Consider the following 26,196-nt stretch of genomic DNA (forward strand, 5'->3'; position numbering starts at 1 on the left):
GATAGTGGTCTGGACCTGTGTGCAAGGTCAACGGGTCGGCGCGGTCCGCAGCCCCTCGAACGCCAGCCTGACCACCGTCTCGGCCACCAGTTCCTCCTCCACGCCGCCGTCCGACTGCGGCCGGTACCACTCCACCAGCGAGTTCACCATCCCGAACAGCAGCCTCGTCGCCAGACGAATGTCCACGTCAGCGCGGAGATCACCGTCGGCGGCGGCGGCCTTCAGCAGATCCGAGACCCGCTGGTCGAACTCCCGGCGCCGCCCCATCGCCCACCGCTCGGTCTTCGTATTGCCGCGTACGCGCAGGAGCAGCGTGACGTACGGCAGTTCCGTCATCAGCACCTCGACCGTACGGCGCGTGACGTACTCCATGCGCTCGATCGCGCGCCCCTGCGCCGCCCCCTCCTCGTCCAGCACACCGAACAGCCCGTCGATGGCACGGCTGACCGCGCGCTTCAGCAGCTCCTCCTTGCCCGCGACATGGTGGTAGATCGAGGACTTGGAGATCCCGGCGGCCTTGGAGAGGTGCTCCATCGACGTGCCGTCGTAGCCACGCTCGTTGAAGACGCGGACGGCGACGGCGAGGAGGGTCTCGGGGGTGTACGTGTCCCGCTTGGGGGTGGTCATGAGGCGGCCTCTTCCTCGGCTCCGTAGCCCTGCCTGAAGAGGGCGAGGGAGGGGGCGTAGCGCCCGGTCGGGCAGCGCTCGTCCATCAGGTGCAGCAGGTCGTAGGCCCAGTCCTTGCCGAGCTCGCGGTTCCATTCCACGGGCCCGAGGGGGTAGTTGACGCCCAGGCGCATCGCGGTGTCGATGTCCTCGGCGGAGGCGACGCCCTTGGCGACGGCGTCGGCGGCGAGGTCGATCAGCATGGCGACCGTACGGGCGACGATCATCCCGGGTACGTCACCGATCACACTGACGTCCTTGCCGAGCTTCTGGAAGAGGCCCACGGCCTCGTTCAGCGCCTGTTCCGAGGTGTCCTCGGAGGCGGAGAGGGCGATACGGGTCGCACCCCGGTAGTCGAGGGCGAGGTCGAAGTACACGACGTCGGTGTACTCGACGGAGGTGCGGCCGTCGGCGGGCACCAGCTGCCCCTCGGAAGGGAGTTCGATGTACGGGCCGCCGGTCTCGACGCTCTTCACCGCGAGGCCGGCCTCCTCCATCATCGCGGTCAGGTCGGAGGCGGGGCCGAGATCGCCCACGACGGTGACGGCGGCGGGCGCCGGCTGCGGGGACGCGGTGTGCGGGAGGGGCGCGACAGCGCCCTCGCCGTGGGGGAACCAGCCGTGTCCGGACTTGCGGCCGAGCCTGCCCGACTCGACGAGACGCCGCTGGGCGAGCGAGGGCCGGAACTTGGCGTCCTGGAAGAAGGAGTCCCAGACGGAACGGGTGACGGCCTCGTTCACGTCCTGGCCGATCAGGTCCGTGAGCTCGAAGGGGCCCATCCGGAAGCCGCCGCACTCGCGCAGGACGGCGTCGATCGTGGCGGGGTCGGCGGCCCTCTCCTCGTACACCGCGAAGGCCTCGGCATAGAAGGGCCGTGCGATGCGGTTGACGATGAAGCCGGGGGTGTCGGTGCAGCGCACGGGGGTCTTGCCCCAGGCCTTCGCCGTCTCGTACGCGGCCGACGCGGCCTCCTCGGCGGTCGCGAAGCCGGAGACGACCTCGACGAGGGGGAGGAGCGGGGCCGGGTTGAAGAAGTGCAGGCCGACGAAGCGGGCGGGGACGCGGAGCGCACCCGCGACAGCGGTGACGGAGAGGGAGGAGGTGTTGGTGGCCAGCAGACAGTCGTCGCCGACGATCCCTTCGAGTGCGGTGAACAGCTCCTGCTTCACGGGAAGCTGTTCGAGAACCGCCTCGATCACGAGGGCCGCGTCGGCGAGCTCGCCGAGCGCGGCGGCGGGCAGCAGCCGGTCGCGGGCGGCGTCCCGGTCGGCCGCGTCCAGGCGTCCCTTCTCGACCAGCCGGTCCAGCCGCGCGACGATGGCGGCCGCGGCCTCTTCGGCGCGGCCGGGCAGGGCGTCGTACAGGCGCACGGGGTGTCCGGCGACGAGGGCGACCTGGGCGATGCCCTGGCCCATGGTGCCGGTGCCGACTACGGCGACGGTACGGCTCTGCTCGATGGCGATGGTCATACGGAGATCCTCCCCTACCGGGTTGTCCACAGCTTTGACGGACCCCCTTGTCCCGACCGATCGTTCGGTTACTCTAGCTCTGTCCGCGACTTTCCACCCAGCTCGACGAGGAGTTGGTCCGCAATGCAGCTGACCGAGCTGACCGAGACCCACCGGCCTACGCTCGACCAGGCCCTCGACGCGATCCGTACGCGTGCGTACTGGTCACCGCACCCCGAGCATCCCAAGGCGTACGAGGGCGACGGCAAGGCGGCCTTCGACGCCCTGCTCGGCACCCGCATCGACCTCGGGCAGCCGGGGACGGACGACTGGGTGGGCGGTGAAATCTCTCCGTACGGCCCCGAGTTGGGGGTGACGTATCCGCACCCCGACCTGGACGTCCTGCTCCCGGCGATGCGCGCGGGCATGGGCGCATGGCGGGAGGCCGGGCCCGAGGCCAGGGCCCTGGTCTGTCTGGAGATCCTGGCGCGGATCAGTGCCCGTACGCCGGAGATCGCGCACGCGGTCATGCACACCAGCGGCCAGGCCTTCATGATGGCGTTCCAGGCGGGCGGGCCGCACGCGCAGGACCGCGGCCTCGAAGCGGTGGCGTACGCCTATGCCGAGCAGGTCCGCACCCCGCTGGTGACCGACTGGTCGAAGCCGCAGGGCAAGCGTGACCCGCTGGAGCTCCGTAAGTCGTTCACGCCGGCGGGCCGTGGCATCTCCCTGCTCATCGGCTGCAACACCTTCCCCACCTGGAACGGCTACCCGGGCCTCTTCGCCTCTCTCGCCACCGGCAACCCGGTCCTGGTCAAGCCGCATCCGCGCGCGGTGCTGCCGCTGGCGCTGACTGTCCGGATCGCCAGGGAAGTGCTCGCCGAGGCGGGCTTCGACCCGAACCTGGTGGCTCTCGCCGCCGAGCGTCCGGGCGAGGGGATCGCCAAGACCCTGGCCCTGCGCCCCGAGATCAGGATCATCGACTACACGGGCTCGACCGCCTTCGGCGACTGGCTGGAGGCCAACGCCCGCCAGGCGCAGGTCTATACGGAGAAGGCCGGCGTCAACACCGTCGTCATCGACTCCACCGACAACTACAAGGGGATGCTCTCCAACCTCTCCTTCTCGCTGTCCCTCTACAGCGGCCAGATGTGCACCACCCCGCAGAACTTCCTGATCCCGCGGGACGGCATCACCACGGACGCGGGACCCAAGTCGTACGACGAGGTCGTCGCCGACCTCGCGGGCGCGGTCGGCGGGCTCCTCGGTGACGACGCGCGGGCGAACGCGCTGCTCGGCGCCCTGGTCAATCCCGATGTGAAGGCCCGCCTGGAGGCGGCGTCCGGGCTCGGTGAAGTGGCGCTCCCCTCACGGGAGATCACCAACCCGGAGTTCCCGGACGCGGTCGTGCGTACGCCGGTCGTCGTCAAGCTGGACGGCACCAAGCCCGACGCGGAAGCGGCCTACTTCTCCGAGTGCTTCGGCCCGGTCTCCTTCGCGGTCGCGGTCGACTCGACGGCGAGCGCCCTCGAACTGCTCCGCCGTACGGTGCGCGAGAAGGGCGCGATGACGGTCGGCGCGTACACGACCTCGGCGGACGTGGAGCACGCGGTCGAGGAGGTCTGCTTCGAGGAGTCGGCGCAGCTCTCCCTCAACCTGACGGGCGGGGTGTACGTGAACCAGACCGCGGCCTTCTCGGACTTCCACGGCTCGGGCGGCAACCCGGCGGCGAACGCGGCGCTGTGCGACGGTGCGTTCGTGGCCAACCGGTTCCGGGTGGTGGAGGTACGGCGCCAGGCGTGACGGCAGGGGTGGCGCGGCCTCAGACCTGTCCGGGGCCGCGGCGCTCGCCGGTCGACGACCAGTGGAAGAGCGTCATGCCCACGCTCGTCGCCAGGTTGTAGCTGGAGACCTGCGCCCGCATCGGCAGGGACACCAACCGGTCCGTCCGCGCCCGCAGTTCGGCCGAGAGGCCCGAGCGTTCCGAGCCGAAGGCGAGCACCGCGTCGTCGGGCAGCACCACGTCCCGGATGTCCTCCCCCTCGGCGTCCAGCGCGAAGACGGGCCCGGGCGGCAGCTCCGCCATATCCATCCGCTCCACGGCGGTGGCGAAGTGCAGACCGGCGCCGCCCCGCACCACGGTCGGATGCCAGGGGTCGAGCTCGCCCGTGGTCACCACCCCGGTCGCCCCGAACCCGGCGGCAAGCCGGATCACGGCCCCGGCGTTGCCCAGGTTCCGCGGCTGGTCCAGTACGACGACGGGCGTGCTCCGGGGCAGGTGCGCCAGCGCCGCCAGCTGGGCCGCACGATCGGGACGTACGGCGAGGGCCGCCACTCCCGTCGGGTGCAGCCGGGGCACGAGCCCGCGCAGCGCCGCCTCGTCGGTCTCCACCACCAGCGCGTCGAGTGCGTCGCGCACATCGGGCGCGAGCTGGTCGGCGAGCTCCAGTACGGCCTTCTTGTCGCAGGCCAGCGCCATCGGCAGGACGGCCCCGAACCGCACGGCGTGCTTGACGGCGTGGAATCCGTCGAGCAGGACCGCCCCCTGCCCGGCCCGCGCCCGCCACTCCCGTACCGCCGCCACTGCCACTGCTGCCGCATCCGCACTCACGGACTCAGCCTACGTGCGGGCCCCCGGCAGGACCGCCGCCGGTTCCTCGGCGTCGGCGGGCTGCCTTGGTCCCGGCACTTCCGCCTTCTGGCGGGAGGTCAGCCGCTGTGCGCGCGCTCCCAGCCACACCAGGAAGACCGTCGGCAGGAACACGGCGTCCGCCGCGATCATCGCCATCGAGAAGAACGGCAGGCCGAGCAGGAGCGCGATACCCGCGTGTTCCATCATCATCGCGACCAGCAGGACGTTCTTGACCCGCCGATTGAAGAGCGTGAAGGGGAAGGCGACCTGCACGATCACCGTGCCGTACGTCAGGAGCATCACGATCACGCCGCTGGTGGCGAGGAACGACGACAGGCCCGGCCAGGGCGAGAAGTAGTCCAGTTTCAGCGGGTAGTAGAGCGCGGTGCCGTCCTGCCAGCGCGAACCCTGGATCTTGTACCAGCCGGCCGATGAGTAGATCAGGCAGACCTCGGCCATGATCACGACCATCGTGGCGTTGTGGGCCAGATTGGCGATGACGTCCGCGAGCGCGCGCGGCTCTCCCGGCTCGTACCTGCACAGCACCCACCACACGCCCTGCACGATCCACAGCAGCCAGAACAGGGCAACCAGCCACCCCTGCGAACCGGCCCTGCCCACCACGGTCGCCGCGATCAGCACCGCGCCGAGTGCCACCCAGAGGACCGGCCCCACACGGTCGGGAGCGGCGTCGGACTGCTGCACCGCCCGCTGCGCCGCTTGCCGGGCCGCCTGCCGGGCCGCTCGCCGCGCGTCCAGCGACCACACCTGGGCGCAGCGCGTGAGGACCAGATAGATCGCCATCAGATGGATGACGTTGTCCCCGCCGTCCCCCATGAAGACGGACCGATTCTGCAGTGACATCACCCCCACCATGAAGAGCACCGACATCGCGCGCGTCCGCCAGCCGAGCAGGAGCAGCAGGCTGGAGAGAACGGCGAGGGCGTACACGGCCTCGAACCACACCGTGGAGTCCGACCACATCAGCAGCGTGAAGGCGTGGTTGCCGGAGATGAGCTCCTGCGCCAGACCCCAGGCCCAGGGGGCGTCGGGTCCGTACATCTCACGGAGGTGGGGCAGTTCGCGGAGCAGGAAGAACAGCCAGGTCGCGGAGATGCCGATACGGAGGACGGCACTCTGGTACGGACCGAGGGCAGCGGCGGTGATCTTCTGGAGGGCGCGCGCGGCCGCGGTGTCGGGGGCGCTCATCGTCCGGTCTCCGTACGGTCCGCGGGGACGACCGTCCACCAGGGCAGGGCCCGGTAGTAGGTCCTGGTGTCGGTCTTTTCCGTACTCCACGGAGGCGCGGCGATCGTGGCCGTCGCCGACCGTATCTGTATGCGCTCGATGGTTCCGCCGGACTTCGGCTCTCCCAGGCGCAGCAGGACGATGCGGCGGACGTAGCGCTCGGAGAGCCGGCCGCGCTCGCCGACGGCCCGGTTCTCCGCGTCATGGGAGTTGACATAGAAGTCCCAGCCGCGGCGCAGTTCGTTCTGGTCGACATGGCTGGGGAAGAGATTCCCGCGGATCGCGTCGCCGTCCTGGGCGGAGAGGTCGACCCAGCCGCTGGTGGCGCGACCGCTGCCGTCCTTGGCCTGTATCTCCGCGCGCGCCTGGACCGCGACGTTCTGCTGGAGCGGGTTCGGGGCGAAGAGCTTCCAGTTGCGCTCGAACTCGGGCAGGACGTAGTCGTCGATCTCCGCGCCGTACTGCTTGGACACGGTGTTGGAGGGCGCGACGGCCAGGAACACCATCGCCAGGTGGACCGCGGTGAGGACACCGATACCGGCGAGCACGAGGGCCGCCACCACCTGGTACGGACGCGAGAGACCGGCTATCCCGCGCGGCTCGGAACCACCGCCGCCGTCCTCGCCCGGCTCGGCTTTCCCGCCCGGCCCGCCGTACCCGACGGGCTCCTCGGCCCTGTCGTCCTGCGCTTCCATCCCCGCCCCGATCCGGTCCGCCCACTCGATCAGTCATCCACAGGGTTGACACCCTATGGGCCGTCGCCCCACCATTGAAGTCAATGAACCGAACGATCGGTCGGTAGGGGGCCGCAATGGCAACAGTGGCATACGGGACTGACAGGACGGACGAGGCGGCCAGGCAGGCAGCCTTCGACGCCGCGGTGGCCGCCGACGAGCGCATCGAGCCCCGCGACTGGATGCCCGACGCCTACCGCGCCTCCCTCGTCCGGCAAATGGCCCAGCACGCCCACTCCGAGATCATCGGCATGCAGCCCGAGGCGAACTGGATCACCCGCGCACCCTCGCTGCGCCGCAAGGCGATCCTGATGGCCAAGGTCCAGGACGAGGCGGGGCACGGCCTCTATCTCTACAGCGCCGCCGAGACCCTGGGCACCAGCCGCGAAGAGCTGCTCGACAAGCTCCACGCCGGCCGCCAGAGGTACTCGTCCATCTTCAATTACCCCACCCTGACCTGGGCCGACGTCGGCGCGATCGGCTGGCTGGTGGACGGTGCCGCGATCACCAACCAGGTCCCGCTCTGCCGCTGCTCGTACGGCCCCTATGCCCGCGCCATGGTCCGTATCTGCAAGGAGGAGTCCTTCCACCAGCGCCAGGGGTACGAACTGCTCCTCGCGCTCAGCCGGGGGACACCGGCCCAGCACGCGATGGCGCAGGACGCGGTGGACCGCTGGTGGTGGCCCTCGCTGATGATGTTCGGCCCTCCCGACGAGGAATCGGGGCACTCCGCCCAGTCGATGGCCTGGAAGATCAAGCGCCACTCGAACGACGAACTGCGCCGGCGATTCATCGAGATATCCGGCCCGCAGGCCGATGCCCTGGGTCTGACGCTCCCCACCGGGGAGATCGACTGGGACGAGTTCAAGGAAGTCCTCAAGGGCAACGGACCCTGCAACGAACAGCGCATCGCCCAGCGGCGCCGCGCACACGAAGAGGGCGCCTGGGTCCGGGACGCGGCCGTCGCGTACGCAGCCAAGCACGGAGAGGGGAAGCCGTCATGACCGCGACCGACTGGCCGCTGTGGGAAGTTTTCGTCCGCTCACGGCGCGGCCTCTCCCATACGCACGCGGGGTCACTGCACGCCCCGGATGCGGAGATGGCGCTGCGCAACGCCCGCGACCTCTACACGCGCCGCAGCGAGGGCGTCTCCATCTGGGTGGTGCCTTCGACCGCCGTCACGGCCTCCTCGCCCGACGAGAAGGACTCCTTCTTCGAACCGGCCGGCGACAAGCCCTACCGCCACCCCACCTTCTACGAGATCCCGGAAGGGGTGCAGCACCTGTGACTCCTTCCTCCTCGGCCGGCGCTCTCGCACTCGGCGACGACGCGCTGGTGCTCTCACACCGGCTGGGGGAGTGGGCAGGTCACGCCCCCGTACTGGAAGAGGACGTGGCCCTCGCCAATATCGCCCTCGACCTCCTCGGCCAGGCACGCGTCCTGCTCTCCCTCGTCGGCGACGAGGACGAACTGGCCTATCTGCGCGAGGAGCGTGCCTTCCGCAACCTCCAGCTGGTCGAGCAGGAGAACGGCGACTTCGGCCACTCCATCGCCCGCCAGCTCTACTTCTCCACCTACCAGCAGCTTCTGTACGGACAGCTGGCAGCAGGGGACGGCGTATTCGCCCCGCTGGCGGCGAAAGCGGTCAAGGAAGTCGACTACCACCGGGACCACGCCGAACAGTGGACCCTGCGGCTGGGCGACGGAACGGCCGAGAGCCACGAGCGGATGCAGCGCGGCCTGGACGCGCTGTGGCGGTTCACCGGCGAGATGTTCCAGCCGGTCGAGGGAGTGGACGGGGTGGACTGGCAGTCGCTGCACACCAGTTGGCACACCTCCGTCTCCTCCGTGCTGAAGCGGGCGACGCTCACCGTGCCCGAAGGACCGCAGACCGGGTCCTGGTCGGCGGGGGCGGGCCGCCAGGGCCTGCACACCGAGCCCTTCGGGCGGATGCTCGCCGAGATGCAGCATCTGCACCGCAGCCACCCGGGGGCGACATGGTGACCACGACCCCGCTGGAGGAGGAGCTCCGCCTGCTGGCCGGCTCCGTGCCCGACCCCGAGCTCCCGGTGCTGACCCTCCAGGAGCTGGGCGTACTGCGCTCCGTCGAAGTCCTCGGCCCCGGCAGGGTGGAGGTCGAACTGACCCCGACCTACACCGGCTGTCCGGCGATCGGGACGATGGTCGCAGACATCGAGCAGGTCCTGCACGACCACGGCATACCGGATGTCTCGGTCCGTACCGTCCTCGCCCCCGCCTGGTCGACGGACGACATCAGCGCGGAGGGCCGGCGCAAGCTGGCGGAGTTCGGTATCGCTCCCCCGCGCCCGGGCGGCCCCGCAGGACCGGTGGCCCTCTCCCTCGCCATCCGCTGCCCGCATTGCGGATCGACCGACACCGAGCTGCTCAGCCGCTTCTCCTCCACGGCCTGCAAGGCGCTGCGCCGCTGCGCCTCCTGCCGTGAACCCTTCGACCACTTCAAGGAGTTGTAGATGTTCCATCCGCTCCGGGTCAGCGCGGTAGAACAGCTGACGGACGACGCGGTGGCCGTCACCTTCGCCGTGGAGCCCGAGCTGCGCGAGACCTTCCGCCACACCCCCGGCCAGCACATCGCCCTGCGCCGCACCGTGGACGGCGAGGAGATCAGGCGTACGTACTCGATCTGCGCCCCCGCCGCCGAGGGCGCGGAACTGCGGGTCGGCATCCGGCTGGTGGACGGCGGCGAGTTCTCGACGTACGCGCTCAAGGAACTGGCCGTGGGCGACACGGTCGACGTCATGGAGCCCACCGGCCGCTTCGTCCTCGCCCCGCGCGCCGGACAGTTCGCGGCGATCGTCGGCGGCAGCGGCATCACCCCGGTCCTCTCGATCGCGGCCACCCTGCTCGCCTGCGAGCCGCAGTCGGGCTTCACCCTGATCCGCAGCGACAGGACCGTCGCCTCGACGATGTTCCTGGACGAGGTCGCCGACCTCAAGGACCGCTGGCCCGACCGCTTCCAGCTGGTCACGGCGCTCTCCCGGGAGGAGCAGCAGTCGGGGCTGCCGTCCGGGCGGCTCGACCAGGACCGGCTGACCGGCCTGCTGCCGGCGCTGCTGCCGGTGGCGGACATCGACGGCTGGTTCCTCTGCGGCCCCTTCGGTCTGGTCCAGGGCGCCGAGCGGGCCCTGCGCGGACTGGGGGTGGACCGCTCCCGTATCCACCAGGAGATCTTCCACGTGGACGACGGCACGGCCCCCGCCGCGACGGCGCAGGCCCCTGCCCCCGCACACTCCACCCTCACCGCGACGCTCGACGGCAGGTCCGGGAACTGGCCGGTCAGGGAGGGCGATTCACTGCTGGAGACGGTGCTCCGGGCCAGGGCGGACGCCCCGTACGCCTGCAAGGGAGGGGTCTGCGGCACCTGCCGCGCCTTCCTGGTCTCGGGCGAGGTCCGGATGGACCGCAACTACGCGCTGGAGCCCGAGGAGACCGAGGAGGGTTACGTCCTGGCCTGCCAGTCGCATCCCCTCACACCGGAGGTCGAGTTGGACTTCGACCGCTGAGCCTGTTCCACATGCCGTACCTGTTCCACATGCCGTACCTGTTCCACATCCCGGCCGCTTCCCCTAATCTGACGCCTCATCAGATAGTGACCTGCGCGGGAGGACTGGGCTGTGGACTTCACCTTCACCGAGGAACAGCAGGCGGCCGTAGAGGCAGCGAAGGCGGTCTTCTCGGGAGTCGCGCCCGACCAGGTGCCCAGCCCCGCACTCACCCCGGGCGCGGTGGCCGACGACTTCGACCGCCCGCTGTGGCGCAAGCTCGCCGACGCCGACCTGCTGAGCCTGGTCCTGGCCCCCGAACACGGCGGCGCGGGTCTCGACCCGATCGCACTCTGCCTGGTGCTCCGCGAGTCCGCCAAGGTCCTCGCCCGCGTACCGCTCCTGGAGACCAGCGCGGTCGCCATGACCGTCCAGCGGTACGGAGCAGCCGAGTTGAGCACGGCCACCCTCCCCGCGGTCGGCCGCGGCGAGCTCGTCCTCACCGTCGGCGCCAACGGCCGTACCGGCCACGACCCGGCCGAACTGGCCGTCACCGCCCGCCAGGAAGACAGCACCTGGGTCCTGGACGGCGTCCAGACCGCAGTCCCGTGGGCCCAGACCGCGGACCGCATCGCGATCCCCGCCCACACCGCGGACGGACGCACCGTCCTCGCCCTCGTCCCCCGGGTCCATGACGGCCTCACCCTCGCCGACCAGGTGTCCACCAGCGGCGAACGCTTCGCCGAGGTCCGCCTCGACTCCGTACGCGTCGCCCCTCACGACCTCATCGAGGCCGAGGGCGCGTGGGCGTATCTGCACGACCTCCTCGCCACCGGCACCTGCGCACTCGCGCTCGGCCTGGGCGAAGGCGTGCTCAAGATGACCGGTGAATACACCAGCAAGCGCGAGCAGTTCGGCTTCCCCGTCGCCACATTCCAGGCGGTGGCCGTCCAGGCGGCCGACTGCTACATCGACCTGCGCGCCATGGAGGTCACCCTCTGGCAGGCGGCCTGGCGCATCTCCACCGGCGCGACCGGCGCGCTCCCCGCATCCGGTGACATCTCGGTCGCCAAGATCTGGGCCTCCGACGGGGTACGCCGCACCGTCCAGACCGCCCAGCACCTGCACGGCGGAATCGGCGCGGACACCGACTATCCCCTGCACCGCTACCACGCCTGGGCCAAGCAGCTGGAGCTCTCGCTGGGTCCGGCGGCGGCCCACGAGGAGTCCCTGGGCGACCTGCTGGCCGCCCACCCGCTCGACTAACTCACAGGACGAAGGCCGGGCTTCCGTTCTCCGTCACCATCGGACGCCCGGCACCGTCCCAGGCCTGCATACCGCCGTCGATGTTCACGGCGTCGATACCCTGCTGCACCAGGTACTGCGTCACCTGGGCGGACCGCCCGCCGACCCGGCACATCACAAAGGCCTGCCGCCCGTCGGCCACCGCCTCGGTCACCTCGCCGAGCCGCGCCACGAAGTCGCTCATCGGAACGTGCAGCGCACCCTCCACATGCCCGGCCGCCCACTCGTCGTCCTCCCGGACATCAAGCACCAGACCGTCGGCCGGTACGGCAGCGACATCCACCTGGGGCAGCGGGGCGAAATTCATGGGGATTGCCTTCTCTCGTACGTACCCGACCCGGTCATCGGGAACGCTACTGCACCAGCCCCGCCAGCTCCGCCTCGCGCTCGGAGACCTGCCCCAGGAGCTGCTCGGCGATGTCCTCGAGGAGCCGGTCCGGATCGTCCTGGGCCATCTTGAGCATCGCGCCGATCGCGCTCTCCTCCAGCTCATGGGCGGCCAGCGTCAGCAACTCCTTGCGCCGCGAAAGCCACTCCAGGCGTGCGTACAGCTCCTCGCTCTCACTGGGCTGCGCCGCCGGCGGGACAGGACCCGCGGCCCACTCCTCGGCGAGCTCGCGCAGCAGCCGCTCGTCGCCGCGGCCGTAAGCGGCGTTCACGCGCGTGATGAACTCGTCGCGCCGTTCCCGCTCCGCCTCGTCCTGAGCCAGGTCGGGGTGCGCCTTGCGCGCCAGCTCGCGGTAGAGCTTGCGCGCCTCCTCGCTGGGCCGCACCCGCTTCGGCGGCTGGACCGGCTGCTCATTGAGCATCGCCTCCGCCTCGGGCGACAGACCGTCGGAGTCGAGCCAGTCGCTGAACAGCTCCTCGATCCCGGGCAGCGGCATCACCATGGCGCGCGCCTCCTGCGCCTTGCGCAGGTCCTCCGGGTCACCGCTGCGGGAAGCCCTGGCCTCGGCGATCAGCGCGTCGAGCTCGTCGAGCCTGGCGTACATCGGGCCGAGTCTCTGGTGATGCAGCCTGGAGAAGTTCTCCACCTCCACCCGGAAGGTCTCCACCGCGATCTCGAACTCGATCAGCGCCTGCTCGGCCGCGCGCACAGCCTTCTCCAGCCGCGCCTCGGGCCGCTGCTTCGCGGCCTGCTCCGCCTGCTGCCCGTCCGTCTCGTTCCGGGTCGTCGTACCCCCGGTGGCATCGTCCGTCACCCGCCCAGCCTAAGGGCGCCGTCCACCCCCGGTCACACGCCCAGCTCGGCCTCGATCCGCCCGTCCCTCACCGCGGCCGTCAGATCCGCGTGATCGGCTTCCGTACGGTCCGCGTACGCCACGGCGAAAGCGGCCACCGCCTCGTCCAGCTCCTCGCTCTTCCCGCAGTACCCGGCGATCAGCCGCGGGTCGGCGCTGTGCGCATGGGCCCGGGCCAGAAGCGCCCCTGTCATCCGCCCGTAGTCGTCGATCTGGTCGGCAGCGAGCGCCGCCGGATCCACGCTCCCCTTGCGGTTCCTGAACTGACGCACCTGGAAGGGCAGCCCCTCGACCGTCGTCCAGCCCAGCAGGATGTCGCTGACCACCTGCATCCGCTTCTGCCCCTGCACCACGCGCCGGCCCTCGTGCTCGGCCGGAGGCGGCCGGAAACCGGCCGCCTGCAGATACGGCACCAGCGCCGAGGCCCGCGCCTCCTTCACCTGAAGCACCAGCGGCTCGCCCCGGTGATCGAGGAGCAGCACCACATAGGACCGCGTCCCCACGCTCCCGGTGCCGACCACCCGGAACGCCACGTCGTGGATCGCGTACCGGCCGAGCAGCGGCAGCCTGTCGTGCGACAGCGTGGACAGATACTCCTCCAGCGCCCCTGCGACCGCCGCGGCCTCCGCATCGGGCACCCGCCGCAGCACCGGCGAAGCGTCCACGAAGCGCCGTCCGCCGTCCCCGCACTCCTCGGTCGCCTTGGCGGCGAAGCGCGCGCTGGTGTTCTGGCGGGCCTTCTCCTCGACCCGCTCCAGCGTGCCCAGCAGATCCTTCGCGTCCGCGTGCGAAACGAGCTCCTCGTCGGCGATCGCGTTCCACGCGTCCATCGCCGGCAGTTTGGCCAGCAGCCGCATGGTCCGCCGGTACGCACCGACCGCATGGAACGCCCCGGCCCGGCAGGTGTCCTCGTCCGCCCCCGCCTCGCGCCCGGCGAGTACCAGTGAGGCGGCCAGCCGCTTGACGTCCCACTCCCAGGGCCCGACCACCGTCTCGTCGAAGTCGTTCAGGTCGATCACCAGACGGCCGCGCGCATCTCCGTACAGCCCGAAGTTCGCCGCGTGCGCGTCACCGCAGATCTGCGCGCCCACCCCGGTCACGGGTGTCCCCACCAGGTCATGGGCCATCAGGCCTGCCGCACCGCGCAGAAAGGCGAAGGGGGTGGCGGCCATCCGGCCCACCCGTATCGGTGTGAGTCCCGGCACCCGCCCCCGGTTGGACTCGACGACGGCCTGCACCGCGTCGGGCCGCCCCTGCGCGAGCACCAGCGAATCGTGCGAGGCCCTGGGCACCCGCGACCTGAGCTCCCTGCCCTCTTCCTTGGGCGACCCCTTCGGCCCGTCGGCCTCAGTGACCCGCTGCGCGAACCCCGCCACCACCGGCACCCGCATGCGCTCGCTCATGAAGTCCCCGCCCTCGAACAACCTCGACCAACATCAACTGCCCAGACCGTACCGCCGCTCGCCGAGGCCCGTCGCCCTCTGTGGACAAGCCCCTGGATGTGGAAAAGAGTGCAACCCCCGGACACCGTCCGGGGGTTGCACTCCCTTCTCGCTTCACCATGCACACCTCACACGGCGACCGCTTCCTCCAGCTCTGCCTCTGCCTCTGCCTCCACCGTTGCCACTGCCTCCACCGTTGCCACTGCCTCCGGCGCTGCCACTGTCTCCGACACCGCGCGCCGCCGCGCCTCGACCAGCCCCGCGATGCCCATCACGACCACACCGGCCACGAACCAGAGCGCCAGCACCAGCACGTTCCCGCCGAGCCCCTGCCCGCCGAAGTACACATGGCTGCGCGCGCCCTCCACGAAGCCCGCACCGTTCCAGAAGGCATGCAGCGAGGAGAAGAACCCTGGCTGCAGCTCGGGCCGGAACACCCCGCCCGAGCTGGTGAAGTTGAGCATCACGAACAGCACCATCAGCCCCAGCGTCGTCCACCGCTTGAGGAAGGTGTGCAGCCCCACCCCGATCAGCAGGATGCCCGCCGAGTACAGCCAGCTCATGGCCCAGATCCCGCCGAGACCGTGGTCGACCAGATGGAACATCGGCCCCGCGAACACGGCCCCGATCCCACTCACCACCAGCGACATCCCCGCCGCGAGCAGCGCCCTGATCCGCAGCGGAAGCACGGCCCCAGCCCCGCCGATCACCGCGACCGAGGCGTAGGAACCGATGCTCAGCGCGACCAGCAGGAAGAACAGCCCCTGCCCGGTCCGGTCCCCGCTCGCCGACGGCGCCACGTCCGTCACCTTCAGCGGCGCACCCTCCTGGGCGGCCACCTCGGTGAAGACCTTCTCCACGACCGTGGCCGTGGTGTCCGAAGAAGCCGAGGCGACGACCAGCTCAGGAGCCTTGGCGTCCGGCACGTACGCGCCGTACACGGTCCGCTCCTGCAGCGCCCGCACGGCCGCGTCGCGGCTGTCGACGGTACGGACGTCGAGCGCACCCGCGCCCTTGTCCTGCAGCGTCTGCGCCAGGACCTGGGCGCTGGGCCCCGACCCCACCACGTCGACGCGGAGATCGTGCGGCTCAGGAGCGTGGAACGCCCCCAGGTACGCGAGCCCCATACCGATGCACATCAGCAGCGGCGTGAGGAGGTGACCGAGGACATGGCGCAGAGCGGCCCCTGTACCGACAGCACCGCTACTCGGACTCGGACTCCGACTCGGACCTGCGGACACGACACGACCTCCATATAGTTGGCTTTTACAACCCTCGAATGAGTTGTACTATACAACCAATACCGAGAGGGGCAAAACAATGACCGCCGGCGATCCCCGGGCACGCGACACATCCGTCGACACCATCCAGCGCGAGCTCACCGCGTTCGCCCGCCGCGCCCGCGCGACGGCCGCCCGACTCCACCCCGAGCTGCCCCTGGTCTCGTACACGCTGCTCGCTCATATCGACGATCAGCAGGGCTGCCGCGCGACCGACCTCGCGGGCCACTACATGCTCGACAAGTCCACGGTCAGCCGGCAGATCGCCGCACTGGAGAAGCTCGGCCTGGTCGAGCGCCGCCCCGACCCCGACGACCACCGCGTCCAGGTGCTGCACCCCACCGACGCCGGCACCGAGACGCTCGCGGCCACCCAGGGCAGCCGCCGCGCCGCCGTCCGCGACCGGCTCGCCGACTGGAGTGAGGAAGACCTCAACCGGTTCGCCGACTACCTGCTGCGCTACAACTCAGCACACTGAAGGAGCCCGGCAGGACCACGTACGAAAACCCCCGCGGAGGCCACCGGCCCGCGGGGGTTTCACGTGAAACACGTCTCAACGCGCCTCAACCCGTCTCCACGCGCCGCAACGCGCTTCAACAAGCACGCCTCAACGAGAAACGGGCCCCGGTCAGCGATTCTCATCACTGACGGAGGCCCGTTCATATGTGCGCGAGGGGGGATTTGAACCCCCACGTCCCTAAGGACACTGGCACCTGAAGCCAGCGCGTCTGCCGTTCCGCCACTCGCGCAAGAGTGGTGTCCTGGGCTCTCTCACTGGCTGTGTGAGCGCCTGGCGACAAACGGAAGATTAGCACGGTGGGCAGGGTGGATTCACATCCGTTGTTTCGGAGACAGCCCCCAGGGAACGAGCTCCTATCGCCCCCACTCCTCCTAGGTGAGCCGCTTGTGCGGGACACTGACAGGAGCCGCCTCTACGATCCGTGTGAGGGGTGACACTCATCCACAGGGCAGACAAGGGGAACCAGCCGATTTCCCGACGCGTGGATACGATCAGTAAGCAGTACGAGGACGACAACGACGGAGGAGGTGCCTCATGGGAGTCCTGAAGAAGTTCGAGCAACGCCTCGAAGGTCTGGTCAACGGCACCTTCGCGAAGGTGTTCAAGTCCGAGGTCCAGCCCGTCGAGATCGCGGGCGCCCTCCAGCGTGAGTGCGACAACAACGCCACGATCTGGAACCGCGAACGGACCGTCGTACCCAACGACTTCATCGTTGAGCTCTCCACCCCTGACTACGAACGGCTCAGCCCGTACTCGGGTCAGCTGGGCGACGAGCTCTCCGGACTGGTCCGCGACTACGCCAAGCAGCAGCGGTACACGTTCATGGGCCCCATCAAGGTCCACCTCGAGAAGGCCGACGATCTCGACACCGGCCTCTACCGCGTCCGCAGCCGCACCCTCGCCTCCAGCACCAGCCAGCAGAGCGCGCCCACGGGCCCGCCGCCCGCGGCCGCCCGGCGTCCCCCCGCGGCAGGCAGCTACGGCTACCCGCCCGCCGCGGCCCCGCCGATGCCCGCAGCGCCTCCGCCGGCCGCCCCGGGACCTCACCGTCCCGCACCCGCGAGCCGGCCGGCCGCTCCGGGACCCATGCCCAGCACCCAGACGCGGCGCTGGATCGAGATCAATGGCAACCGCCACCAGATCTCACGCCCCACACTCGTACTCGGCCGCTCCACGGAAGCCGATGTACGGATCGACGACCCCGGCGTATCGCGCCAACACTGCGAAATCCGGACCGGAACGCCCTCGACGATCCAGGATCTCGGATCTACCAACGGCATCGTGGTAGACGGGCAGCACACCACCCGCGCTACGCTCCGCGACGGCTCCCGGATCGTCGTGGGCAACACCACCATCGTTTTCAGGCAAGCCGAAGGGTGAAGCGGGGGCAATGTCAGAGCTGACCCTGACGGTCATGCGGCTAGGATTCCTCGCCGTTCTGTGGCTGTTCGTCATCGTGGCCGTACAGGTCATCCGAAGCGATCTGTTCGGTACGCGCGTCACTCAGCGCGGCTCACGCCGCGGCAATGAGGCGCGCCCCCAGCAGACCGCGCGGCAGGCCACCACCACGGCGCCGCAGCAGCAACGCCAGCAGCCGGCCGGGGGCGGTCGGCAGCGCCGTGGCGCCCCCACGAAGCTGGTCGTGTCCGAAGGCACCCTCACCGGTACCACCGTCGCCCTCCAGGGCCAGACCATCACCCTGGGCCGGGCGCACGACTCCACCATCGTGCTGGACGACGACTACGCGTCCAGCAGGCATGCCAGGATCTATCCCGATCGTGACGGCCAGTGGATCGTCGAGGATCTCGGGTCCACCAACGGCACTTATCTCGACCGGACCCGGCTGACCACCCCGACACCCGTTCCGCTGGGCGCGCCGATCCGCATCGGCAAGACCGTCATCGAGCTGCGGAAGTAGTACGACAATGAGCGAGCGGAGCGAGCGAGCCGCGTCGGCCCCGCGTTGGGGCCGGAGCGTGCTCCCGACCGGAGGGTGGGCAGTGTGGCTCGAGACCGGCTGTACCCGGAGCCGACTGGCGAGGTGCGCATGAGTCTGTCCCTGCGTTTCGCCGCCGGCTCACACAAAGGCATGATCCGTGAGGGGAACGAGGATTCCGGCTACGCCGGCCCCCGTCTCCTCGCCATCGCCGACGGCATGGGCGGCCAGGCAGCAGGTGAGGTCGCCAGCTCCGAGGTCATTTCCACGCTCGTCACCCTTGACGACGACGTCCCCGGATCGGACATCCTCACCTCCCTCTCCACAGCCGTGCAGCGGGCCAACGACCAGCTGCGCATGATGGTCGAGGAGGACCCCCAGCTCGAAGGCATGGGGACCACCCTCACCGCTCTGCTGTGGACGGGCCAGCGCCTGGGTCTCGTCCATGTCGGCGACTCCCGTGCCTATCTCCTGCGCGACGGCGTGCTGACACAGATCACCCAGGACCACACCTGGGTCCAGCGCCTCGTCGACGAGGGCCGTATCACCGAAGAGGAAGCCACCACCCACCCGCAGCGCTCCCTGCTGATGCGCGCGCTGGGCAGCGGCGACCGGGTGGAACCCGACCTCTCCATCCGTGAGGTCAGGGCCGGTGACCGCTACCTGATCTGCTCCGACGGCCTCTCCGGCGTGGTCTCCCACCAGACGATGGAAGAGACCCTCGCCAGCTACCAGGGACCGCAGGAGACCGTCCAGGCGCTCATCCAGCTCGCCCTGCGCGGCGGCGGCCCCGACAACATCACCTGCATCGTCGCCGACGTCCTCGACGTCGACTCGGGCGACACCCTCGCCGGCCAGGTCAGCGACATCCCCGTCATCGTGGGCGCGGTCGCCGAGAACCAGGCCGCCCAGCTCCACGACGACGGCTCCATGCAGACCCCCGCGGGCCGCGCATCGGGCCTCGGCCGCCCCGTACCCCCGCAGGCGGGCGGCTTCGGCCCGCCCGGCAGCGGCGGCGACTACGGCCAGTCCGGAAACGGCGCGGACGGCGGCTACGGCGCGTACAGCGACGAGGACTTCATCAAGCCCTCCCGCGGCCGCAAGTGGCTGAAGAGATCGCTCTACGGCGTCCTCGTGCTCGCCGTCATCGGCGGCGGCCTCTACGGCGGCTACCGCTGGACCCAGACGCAGTACTACGTCGGCGCGAACAACGACAACGTCGCGCTCTACCGGGGCATCAGCCAGGACCTCGCCTGGATCTCGCTCTCCAAGGTCGAGAAGAACCACCCCGAGATCGAACTCAAGTACCTGCCGCCCTACCAGCGCAAGCAGGTCGAGGACACGATCACCGAGAGCAGTCTCGGCAAGGCGACCCAGAAGATCACCGAACTCTCCCACCAGGCAGACGCCTGCCAGAAGGACGCAGAGCGCCGCAAGGCCGCGGCGGACAACGCGAAGAAGCCGGGTCAGGGCAAGGCCGGAGGCACCGCAGGCTCCGCCACCACCACCCAGTCCGCCAAGACCAGCAAGACGGCCACCTCCACGCCCAGCCCTACACCCACACCCAGCACCGGCCCCACCCTCTCTCCGGAGGAGCAGCAGCTGGTCTCACTGTGCGGTAAGCAGTAGGCAGCAACAGCCCTTGGGGGGCTTTCACCACATGAGCGTTGTCACCAACACGACCACCATCGGCGCGATCGAAGCACCGAGCCGCCGCAACACCGAGCTGATGCTGCTCGTCTTCGCCGTCGCCATCGCGGTGTTCGCGTACGCCAACGTCGGCCTCGCGATCAACGGCACGCTCCCCGCCGGAATGCTCGGTTACGGAGTCGGGCTCACGCTCCTCGCCGGCGTCGGCCACCTCGTGGTGCGCAAATTCGCCCCGTACGCCGACCCCCTGCTGCTCCCCCTGGCCACGCTCCTCAACGGCATCGGCCTGGCCCTCATCTGGCGCCTCGACCAGTCGCCGAGGCTCAAGGAGCGGGACAACTTCGCAGCGGTCGCCTCCAAGCAGCTGATGTGGACGGCCGTCGGCGTCGCGCTCTTCGTCGCCGTACTGATGCTCCTCAAGGACCACCGGATCCTCCAGCGCTACACCTACATCTCCATGGTGGTGTCGCTGGTCCTGCTGATCCTCCCGGTGTTCTTCCCCCCTGTGTACGGCGCCCGCATCTGGGTCACCATCCCCGGTGTCGGCTCCCTGCAGCCCGGCGAATTCGCCAAGATCATCATCGCGATCTTCTTCTCCGGCTATCTCATGGTGAAGAGAGACGCGCTGGCCCTCGCCAGCCGCCGCGTCATGGGCCTCTACCTGCCCCGCGGCCGCGACCTCGGCCCGATCCTGGTCATCTGGGCGCTCTCGATCCTCATCCTCGTCTTCGAGACCGACCTCGGCACCTCGCTGCTCTTCTTCGGTCTCTTCGTCGTCATGCTGTACGTCGCCACCGAGCGCACCAGCTGGATCGTGTTCGGCCTCCTGATGTCCGCCGTCGGCGCCGTCAGCGTGGCCTCCTTCGAACCGCACGTGCAGCAGCGCGTCCAGGCCTGGCTCGACCCCTTCTCCAAGACGACCCTCGCCCAGACCGAGCAGATCGCCCAGTCCCTCATGGCGTTCGGCTCCGGCGGCACGCTGGGCACCGGCCTCGGCCAGGGCAACTCCGACCTCATCGGCTTCGCCGCCAACTCCGACTTCATCCTCGCCACCGTCGGCGAGGAGCTCGGCCTGGCCGGAATGATGGCGATCCTGCTCATGTACGGACTGATCGTGGAGCGCGGCGTACGCACCGCCCTCGCCGCCCGCGACCCCTTCGGCAAGCTCCTCGCCATCGGCCTCTCCAGCGCCCTCGCCATCCAGGTCTTCGTCGTCGCCGGCGGTGTCATGGGCCTCATCCCGCTGACCGGTATGACGATGCCCTTCATCGCACAGGGCGGTTCTTCCGTCGTCGCCAACTGGGCGCTGATCGCGATCCTGATCCGTATCAGCGATACCGCACGCCGCCCCGCACCGGCCCCCGCACCTTCCCCCGACGCCGAGATGACCCAGGTGGTCCGACCGTGAACAAGCCCCTGCGCCGGATCGCGCTCTTCTGCGGTTTCCTCGTCCTCGCGCTGCTCCTGCGCGACAACTGGATCCAGTACGTCAAGGCCGACGACCTCAACGGCAAGAGCCTCAACCTCCGCACCCGGATCGAGCGCTACGCCCACGAGCGCGGCAACATCATCGTCGACGGGAACCCCGTCACCGGCTCCGCCGTCAGTGACAGCACGTACTTCAAGTACAAGCGCACCTGGAAGGACGGCGCCATGTGGGCGCCCGTGACCGGATACGCCTCGCAGAACTACGACGCCAACCAGCTCGAGAAGATCAACGACGACATCCTCACCGGCAACTCCGACAGCCTCTTCTTCGACCGCACGCTGTCGATGTTCACCGGCGAGAAGAAGAAGGGCGGCAACGTCGTCACCACGCTCAACGCCGACGCCCAGAAGGCCGCCTTCGACGGGCTCAAGGACAAGAAGGGCGCCGTCGCGGCGCTCGACCCGAAGACGGGCAAGATCCTCGCCCTGGCCTCCAGCCCCTCGTACGACCCCTCGTCCTTCGCCGGGAACACCAAGACGGACGAGAAGAACTACCAGGTCCTGCTGAAGGACAAGGACAAGCCGATGCTCAACAGGGCACTGCGCGAGACCTACCCGCCGGGCTCGACCTTCAAGGTCGTCACGGCCGCCGCGGCCCTGGAGAACGGCCTCTACAACAGCATCGACGAGCCCACCCGCTCGCCGAACCCGTTCAAGCTGCCGCAGTCCAGCAAGCCCCTTGAGAACGAGGGCACCATCCCCTGCACGAACGCCACCCTCAAGGTGGCCCTGCAGTGGTCCTGCAATACCGTCTTCGGCAAGATCAGCGACGACCTCGGCAACGCGAAGATGATCGAAGAGGCCGACAAGTTCGGCTTCAACAAGGAGATCTTCACCCCGGTCCGCGCCGACGCCAGCGTCTACCCCAAGGACATCCCGCCGCAGAACGCCATGGCCGGCATCGGCCAGGCGTCCAACCGCGCCACGCCGCTGCAGATGGCCATGGTCGCCTCCGCGGTCGCCAACGACGGCAAGCTGATGAAGCCGTACATGGTCGACCAGCTCCAGGCGCCCAACCTGGACTCCATCTCCAAGACCGAGCCCAAGGAGCTGAGCCGGCCGCTGTCGGCGGCCAACGCCCAGAATCTCCAGAAGATGATGGAGAACGTGGTCGCGGTCGGCACCGGCACCAAGGCCCAGATCCCGGGTGTCACGGTCGGCGGCAAGACGGGCACCGCCCAGCACGGCCTCAACAACAGCGAGAAGCCGTACGCCTGGTTCATCTCGTACGCGAAGACCGACAGCGGCTCCCCGGTCGCCGTCGCCGTCGTCGTCGAGGACGGCTCGGCCAACCGTGACGACATCTCCGGCGGCGGTCTCGCCGCGCCGATCGCCAAGGCCGTCATGCAGGCGGTTCTCAACAGCAAGTAGTGACGTACCGGTCCGGTATCAGCTGACGGTCGGTCGGTGATCATCCACCGGTGCCCGGTAGCGTATGCGCGAACAGCACACCGCCGGACCACCCCAGGGTGCGGTCGGGACAGACGGAGAGGGCTGGAAAGCTATGGAAGAGCCGCGTCGCCTCGGCGGCCGGTACGAGCTGGGCTCGGTGCTCGGCCGTGGTGGCATGGCCGAGGTCTACCTCGCCCACGACACCCGGCTCGGCCGCACCGTCGCCGTGAAGACGCTCCGGGCGGACCTCGCCCGCGACCCGTCCTTCCAGGCCCGGTTCCGCCGTGAGGCCCAGTCGGCCGCCTCGCTCAACCACCCGGCGATCGTCGCTGTCTACGACACCGGCGAGGACTACGTCGACAACATCTCCATCCCGTACATCGTGATGGAGTACGTCGACGGCTCGACCCTGCGGGAACTCCTGCACTCCGGCCGCAAGCTGCTGCCCGAGCGCACCCTGGAGATGACCATCGGCGTCCTCCAGGCGCTGGAGTACTCCCACCGCAACCAGATCGTCCACCGCGACATCAAGCCGGCGAACGTCATGCTGACGCGCACCGGCCAGGTCAAGGTCATGGACTTCGGCATCGCCCGTGCCATGGGCGACTCCGGTATGACGATGACCCAGACATCGGCCGTCATCGGCACCGCCCAGTACCTCTCCCCGGAGCAGGCGAAGGGCGAGCAGGTCGACGCGCGCTCGGATCTCTACTCCACCGGCTGTCTCCTGTACGAGCTCCTCGCCGTCCGGCCGCCCTTCGTGGGCGACTCGCCGGTCGCCGTCGCGTATCAGCACGTACGCGAAGAGCCGCAGCCGCCCAGCAACTTCGACCCCGAGATCACGCCCGAGATGGACGCGATCGTGTTGAAGGCCCTGGTCAAGGACCCGGCTTACCGCTACCAGTCGGCGGACGAGATGCGGGCCGACATCGAGGCGTGCCTCGACGGCCAGCCCGTCGCGGCCACCGCGGCCATGGGTGCGGTCGGTTACGGCGGCTACGACACCGACCAGCCCACCACCGCCCTGCGCAGCGCGGACCCCAACGGCGGTCAGACGTCGATGCTGCCCCCGGTCAACCCGGATGACGGCGGCTACGGCTACGACGACCGCCCCGACCGCCGCCGCCAGAAGAAGTCGCACACCTCGACGATCCTGCTGATCGCCGCGGGCGTCCTGGTGCTGGTCGGCGCGATCCTGATCGGCAAGGCGGTCTTCGGCCCCGATAACACCCCCGCCAAGTTCGACACGCCGCAGCTGATCGGCCAGACGCTCAAGGCCGCCCAGGGCACGGTCGACAACGTCGGCGAGAACCTGAAGCTGACCTCGACGGAGAAGCCCTGCGAGAAGCAGCCCAAGGGCAACATCTGCAGCCAGAATCCGGTCTTCGGCACCAAGATCGCCAAGGGCGAGACCATCAACGTCGTCGTCTCCACGGGCGCCCCGAAGATCGAGGTCCCCAATGTCAACGGGGAGACGGAGGACGGCGCCACTCAGATCCTTGAGGGCAAGGGCTTCCACGCGGTCGTCAAGCAAGTCGAGTCCGACCAGCCGGTGGGCAAGGTCTTCGAGCAGAGCCCGAAGGGCAACTCGGAGGCCGAGAAGGGCTCCGACGTCACCATCAAGATCGCCAAGCAGTCGACGATCAATGTGCCGGACGTCACCACCAAGCCCTACGACGCAGCCAAGAAACAGCTGGAGGACCTGGGCTTCACGGTCGCCCGTATCGACCAGGAGTCCACCCAGACGCCGGACACGGTCATCAGCCAGAACCCGCAGGGCAACGCCTCGGCCAAGAAGGACACACAGGTCACCCTGACGGTCGCCAAGGCCAAGGCCCAGGTCCCCGTGCCCGCGGTCATCACCCAGAACGTGGCGACGGCCAAGGCGACACTCGCCGCGAGCGGCTTCACGAACGTCCAGTTCGCCGACGGCAGCTCCAAGGACGACAACGCCATCGTCACCGGGATCACCCCGCCCCAGGGAACCCAGGTGACGGACCCGGCCAACACGCCCATCGTGCTCACCACCATGGGCGGCAACGGGAACGGGAACGACGGCGGGAACGGCAACGGCGGCGGCTTCATCGGCGGCAACTAGCCACCACGCCCCCGTACGACACAGGGCCCGAAGCCGCGGATCGTCCGTGCGGCTTCGGGCCCTGTCGGTTCGAGCGAGACTCTTCGAGCCGGCCTCAGCGCAGCTCCGCCGGCGGCGTCCGCTCCGCGTCCACCTTCTCCGTACGCACCAGCTCGCCCCACACGATGTACCGGTACTGCGAGGTGTAGACCGGCGTGCACGTCGTCAGCGTGATGTAGCGCCCCGGCTTCTTCTTCCCCGACTCCTTCGGGACCGGCTGCAGCACGTCCACGTTGTACTTCGACGTCTGCTTCAGCTCGCTGTACACCTTGTAGACGTACCAGGTGTCCTTCGTCTCGAAGACGACCGCGTCCCCGGTCTTCACCTTGTCGATGTTGTGGAACTTCGCCCCGTGCCCGTCCCGGTGCGCGGCGAGCGTGAAGTTGCCCTTGCTGTCCCAGGGCATCGCCGACTTCACCGGCTCGGTGTAGTACCCCGCCACACCGTCGTTCAGAACGTCCGTGTCGGTGCTCCTGCTGACCAGCACCTCACCGTTCTTCATGGACGGTACGTGCAGGAACCCGATCCCGTTCTTGGTGTCCAGCGCACCGGGACCCGTGTCCTGAGCCCAGTGGTTGCGCATGTGGTCGCCCTGTTTGGACGCCTCGCGGTCGGCGACGACATTCGTCCACCACAGCGAATAGACGACGAAGAGCCCGAGGATCAGCCCCGCCGTGATCAGCAGCTCGCCGAAGACACTGACCGCCCCCGCGATCCTGCCCCGCCCCCGCCGCGCCTGAGCGGACGAGGGCGCGCTCGTCTGCTCGTCCTGCTCGGTCCTCGATGCCACCGCACTCGTCCCTGTCGATCGCTCGGTCAACTCGCGGGCAGCCAGGCCGGAACACCCTTGCTGCGCGGCCGTTCGTCGACCATCTTGCCCCACACGATCATTCGGTACGTACTCGTGAATTCCGGGGTGCAGGTCGTCAACGAGATGTACCGCCCGGCCTTGGTGAAACCGGACCCCGGTGGGATCGGCGTGATCACCGACGTATTGCTCGGGGAGGTCTGCGGGAGGCTGCTGGTGATTTCGTACGTGTAGTAGTCGTCCTGCGTCTCGACGACGACCTTGTCGCCCGCCTTGAGATGGTTGATGTAGCGGAACGGTTCGCCGTGGGTGTTGCGGTGGCCCGCGAGGGAGAAGTTCCCCGTCTTCGCCGAGGGCATCGCCGTCTTCAGCTTGCCCTCGCTGTAGTGGCCGACCATTCCCTTGTCGAGAACCTTGGACTTGCTGACGCCCTCGGCGATCGGGACGACCACGTCCAGCGTGGGGATGTGCAGGATGGCGAAGCCCTGTCCCGGCTCGAAGGCGCCGGCCTTCCTGTCCCCCTTCGCCCAGTCGTCCTGAAGGCTGTGGGTGGTGCCGTTGGCCTCCTGGTGGGCCCGGACGTTCGTCCACCACAGCTGGTACGTCACGAACAGCAGCATCAGCACCCCGAGGCTGATGAAGATCTCCCCGATGGCCCGGCTGGCCACAACTGCCGGACTGTCCTTGGCCGCACGCGCCGCACGGCGCGCCTCCATACGGCTGAGGGGGGCCGTGGAGGGGGCAGCGG

25 protein-coding genes and 1 tRNA gene are annotated in these 26,196 nt (G+C 69.3%); 14 read left to right on the forward strand and 12 right to left on the reverse strand.

The window, feature by feature from the left end; translation table 11 throughout:
- Window positions 1-27: 27 nt before the first annotated feature.
- Together J0695_RS16565 and J0695_RS16570 are read right to left on the reverse strand one after the other, a co-directional pair.
- Window positions 28-627, reverse strand: coding sequence for a TetR/AcrR family transcriptional regulator (locus J0695_RS16565; protein ID WP_206962825.1), 600 nt, complete (start codon window positions 625-627; stop codon window positions 28-30).
- The gene (locus J0695_RS16570) at window positions 624-2,135 is read right to left on the reverse strand and encodes a 3-hydroxyacyl-CoA dehydrogenase (protein ID WP_206962826.1); all 1,512 of its coding nucleotides are present in this window, start codon (window positions 2,133-2,135) and stop codon (window positions 624-626) included. The genes J0695_RS16565 and J0695_RS16570 overlap by 4 nt, the downstream gene beginning before the upstream one ends.
- Before the next feature lie 123 nt (window positions 2,136-2,258).
- Between J0695_RS16570 and paaN the strand changes: the two genes are divergently transcribed.
- Window positions 2,259-3,917, forward strand: coding sequence for a phenylacetic acid degradation protein PaaN (gene paaN / locus J0695_RS16575; protein WP_206962827.1), 1,659 nt, complete (start codon window positions 2,259-2,261; stop codon window positions 3,915-3,917).
- 19 nt (window positions 3,918-3,936) lie between these two features.
- Here the strand turns inward: paaN and J0695_RS16580 are convergent, their stop codons facing one another.
- From J0695_RS16580 to J0695_RS16590, 3 genes are read right to left on the reverse strand one after another with little or no spacing between them, the layout of a single operon-like run.
- Complete coding sequence (locus tag J0695_RS16580; RefSeq protein ID WP_206962848.1) at window positions 3,937-4,704, reverse strand: TrmH family RNA methyltransferase; 768 nt, start codon at window positions 4,702-4,704, stop codon at window positions 3,937-3,939.
- A gap of 30 nt (window positions 4,705-4,734) precedes the next feature.
- Window positions 4,735-5,955, reverse strand: a complete 1,221-nt coding sequence (locus J0695_RS16585) for an HTTM domain-containing protein (RefSeq protein WP_242552751.1) — start codon at window positions 5,953-5,955, stop codon at window positions 4,735-4,737.
- Window positions 5,952-6,689 (reverse strand): DUF5819 family protein, encoded by a 738-nt coding sequence (locus J0695_RS16590; RefSeq protein ID WP_242552752.1) that lies wholly within the window; start codon window positions 6,687-6,689, stop codon window positions 5,952-5,954. The genes J0695_RS16585 and J0695_RS16590 overlap by 4 nt, the downstream gene beginning before the upstream one ends.
- A gap of 116 nt (window positions 6,690-6,805) precedes the next feature.
- On the opposite strand from J0695_RS16590, the gene paaA reads away from it, so the two are divergent.
- From paaA to J0695_RS16620, 6 genes are all read left to right on the forward strand, one after another.
- A complete protein-coding gene (paaA, locus tag J0695_RS16595; RefSeq protein ID WP_206962828.1) occupies window positions 6,806-7,732 on the forward strand; it encodes a 1,2-phenylacetyl-CoA epoxidase subunit PaaA in 927 nt (308 codons plus the stop codon).
- The gene (gene paaB / locus J0695_RS16600; protein ID WP_206962829.1) at window positions 7,729-8,016 is read left to right on the forward strand and encodes a 1,2-phenylacetyl-CoA epoxidase subunit PaaB; all 288 of its coding nucleotides are present in this window, start codon (window positions 7,729-7,731) and stop codon (window positions 8,014-8,016) included. The genes paaA and paaB overlap by 4 nt, the downstream gene beginning before the upstream one ends.
- Entirely contained in the window at window positions 8,013-8,732 is a 720-nt protein-coding gene (gene paaC / locus J0695_RS16605) for a 1,2-phenylacetyl-CoA epoxidase subunit PaaC (RefSeq protein WP_206962830.1), read from the forward strand. The genes paaB and paaC overlap by 4 nt, the downstream gene beginning before the upstream one ends.
- Window positions 8,726-9,220 (forward strand): 1,2-phenylacetyl-CoA epoxidase subunit PaaD, encoded by a 495-nt coding sequence (gene paaD / locus J0695_RS16610; protein ID WP_206962831.1) that lies wholly within the window; start codon window positions 8,726-8,728, stop codon window positions 9,218-9,220. Before paaC ends, paaD begins: the two co-directional genes overlap by 7 nt.
- A complete protein-coding gene (locus J0695_RS16615) occupies window positions 9,221-10,270 on the forward strand; it encodes a 2Fe-2S iron-sulfur cluster-binding protein (RefSeq protein WP_206962832.1) in 1,050 nt (349 codons plus the stop codon).
- Between the two features lie 111 nt (window positions 10,271-10,381).
- Window positions 10,382-11,515 carry an acyl-CoA dehydrogenase family protein gene (locus J0695_RS16620; protein WP_206962833.1) on the forward strand — a complete coding sequence of 378 codons (1,134 nt, stop codon included), beginning with the start codon at window positions 10,382-10,384 and terminating at the stop codon, window positions 11,513-11,515.
- A gap of 1 nt (window position 11,516) precedes the next feature.
- On the opposite strand, the gene J0695_RS16625 is transcribed toward J0695_RS16620, so the two are convergent.
- The 4 genes from J0695_RS16625 to J0695_RS16640 form a co-directional block, all read right to left on the reverse strand.
- Complete coding sequence (locus J0695_RS16625) at window positions 11,517-11,861, reverse strand: rhodanese-like domain-containing protein (protein ID WP_206962834.1); 345 nt, start codon at window positions 11,859-11,861, stop codon at window positions 11,517-11,519.
- A gap of 46 nt (window positions 11,862-11,907) precedes the next feature.
- The gene (locus tag J0695_RS16630; RefSeq protein ID WP_206962835.1) at window positions 11,908-12,756 is read right to left on the reverse strand and encodes a J domain-containing protein; all 849 of its coding nucleotides are present in this window, start codon (window positions 12,754-12,756) and stop codon (window positions 11,908-11,910) included.
- Between the two features lie 32 nt (window positions 12,757-12,788).
- The gene (locus tag J0695_RS16635; RefSeq protein WP_206962836.1) at window positions 12,789-14,198 is read right to left on the reverse strand and encodes a DUF2252 domain-containing protein; all 1,410 of its coding nucleotides are present in this window, start codon (window positions 14,196-14,198) and stop codon (window positions 12,789-12,791) included.
- A 167-nt stretch (window positions 14,199-14,365) separates the two neighbouring features.
- Window positions 14,366-15,376, reverse strand: coding sequence for an ABC-2 transporter permease (locus J0695_RS16640; protein ID WP_242552753.1), 1,011 nt, complete (start codon window positions 15,374-15,376; stop codon window positions 14,366-14,368).
- A 181-nt stretch (window positions 15,377-15,557) separates the two neighbouring features.
- Between J0695_RS16640 and J0695_RS16645 the strand changes: the two genes are divergently transcribed.
- On the forward strand, window positions 15,558-15,995 hold the full coding sequence (locus tag J0695_RS16645; protein WP_206962838.1) for a MarR family winged helix-turn-helix transcriptional regulator: 438 nt from the start codon (window positions 15,558-15,560) through the stop codon (window positions 15,993-15,995).
- Window positions 15,996-16,183: 188 nt separating this feature from the next.
- Here J0695_RS16645 and J0695_RS16650 read toward each other — a convergent pair.
- Window positions 16,184-16,266, reverse strand: a tRNA-Leu gene (locus tag J0695_RS16650).
- Window positions 16,267-16,571: 305 nt separating this feature from the next.
- On the opposite strand from J0695_RS16650, the gene J0695_RS16655 reads away from it, so the two are divergent.
- From J0695_RS16655 to pknB, 6 genes are all read left to right on the forward strand, one after another.
- Window positions 16,572-17,417: an FHA domain-containing protein gene (locus J0695_RS16655; RefSeq protein WP_206962839.1), complete on the forward strand. Its 846-nt coding sequence runs from the start codon at window positions 16,572-16,574 to the stop codon at window positions 17,415-17,417.
- Between the two features lie 10 nt (window positions 17,418-17,427).
- Window positions 17,428-17,955, forward strand: coding sequence for an FHA domain-containing protein FhaB/FipA (locus J0695_RS16660; RefSeq protein WP_206962840.1), 528 nt, complete (start codon window positions 17,428-17,430; stop codon window positions 17,953-17,955).
- Between the two features lie 129 nt (window positions 17,956-18,084).
- Entirely contained in the window at window positions 18,085-19,602 is a 1,518-nt protein-coding gene (locus tag J0695_RS16665) for a Stp1/IreP family PP2C-type Ser/Thr phosphatase (protein ID WP_206962841.1), read from the forward strand.
- Window positions 19,603-19,633: 31 nt separating this feature from the next.
- The gene (locus J0695_RS16670) at window positions 19,634-21,031 is read left to right on the forward strand and encodes an FtsW/RodA/SpoVE family cell cycle protein (protein WP_206962842.1); all 1,398 of its coding nucleotides are present in this window, start codon (window positions 19,634-19,636) and stop codon (window positions 21,029-21,031) included.
- On the forward strand, window positions 21,028-22,482 hold the full coding sequence (locus J0695_RS16675; protein ID WP_206962843.1) for a peptidoglycan D,D-transpeptidase FtsI family protein: 1,455 nt from the start codon (window positions 21,028-21,030) through the stop codon (window positions 22,480-22,482). The genes J0695_RS16670 and J0695_RS16675 overlap by 4 nt, the downstream gene beginning before the upstream one ends.
- A gap of 133 nt (window positions 22,483-22,615) precedes the next feature.
- Window positions 22,616-24,601, forward strand: a complete 1,986-nt coding sequence (pknB, locus tag J0695_RS16680) for a Stk1 family PASTA domain-containing Ser/Thr kinase (RefSeq protein WP_206962844.1) — start codon at window positions 22,616-22,618, stop codon at window positions 24,599-24,601.
- A gap of 94 nt (window positions 24,602-24,695) precedes the next feature.
- Here pknB and J0695_RS16685 read toward each other — a convergent pair whose 3' ends face one another.
- Both J0695_RS16685 and J0695_RS16690 read right to left on the reverse strand, forming a co-directional pair.
- Window positions 24,696-25,430: a class E sortase gene (locus J0695_RS16685; protein ID WP_206962845.1), complete on the reverse strand. Its 735-nt coding sequence runs from the start codon at window positions 25,428-25,430 to the stop codon at window positions 24,696-24,698.
- Between the two features lie 26 nt (window positions 25,431-25,456).
- A partial coding sequence (locus J0695_RS16690) for a class E sortase (RefSeq protein WP_206962846.1) occupies window positions 25,457-26,196 on the reverse strand: 740 nt, incomplete at its 5' end.

Origin of the sequence: Streptomyces beijiangensis, from assembly GCF_017315755.1 — a bacterium.
GTDB lineage: Bacteria > Actinomycetota > Actinomycetes > Streptomycetales > Streptomycetaceae > Streptomyces > Streptomyces beijiangensis.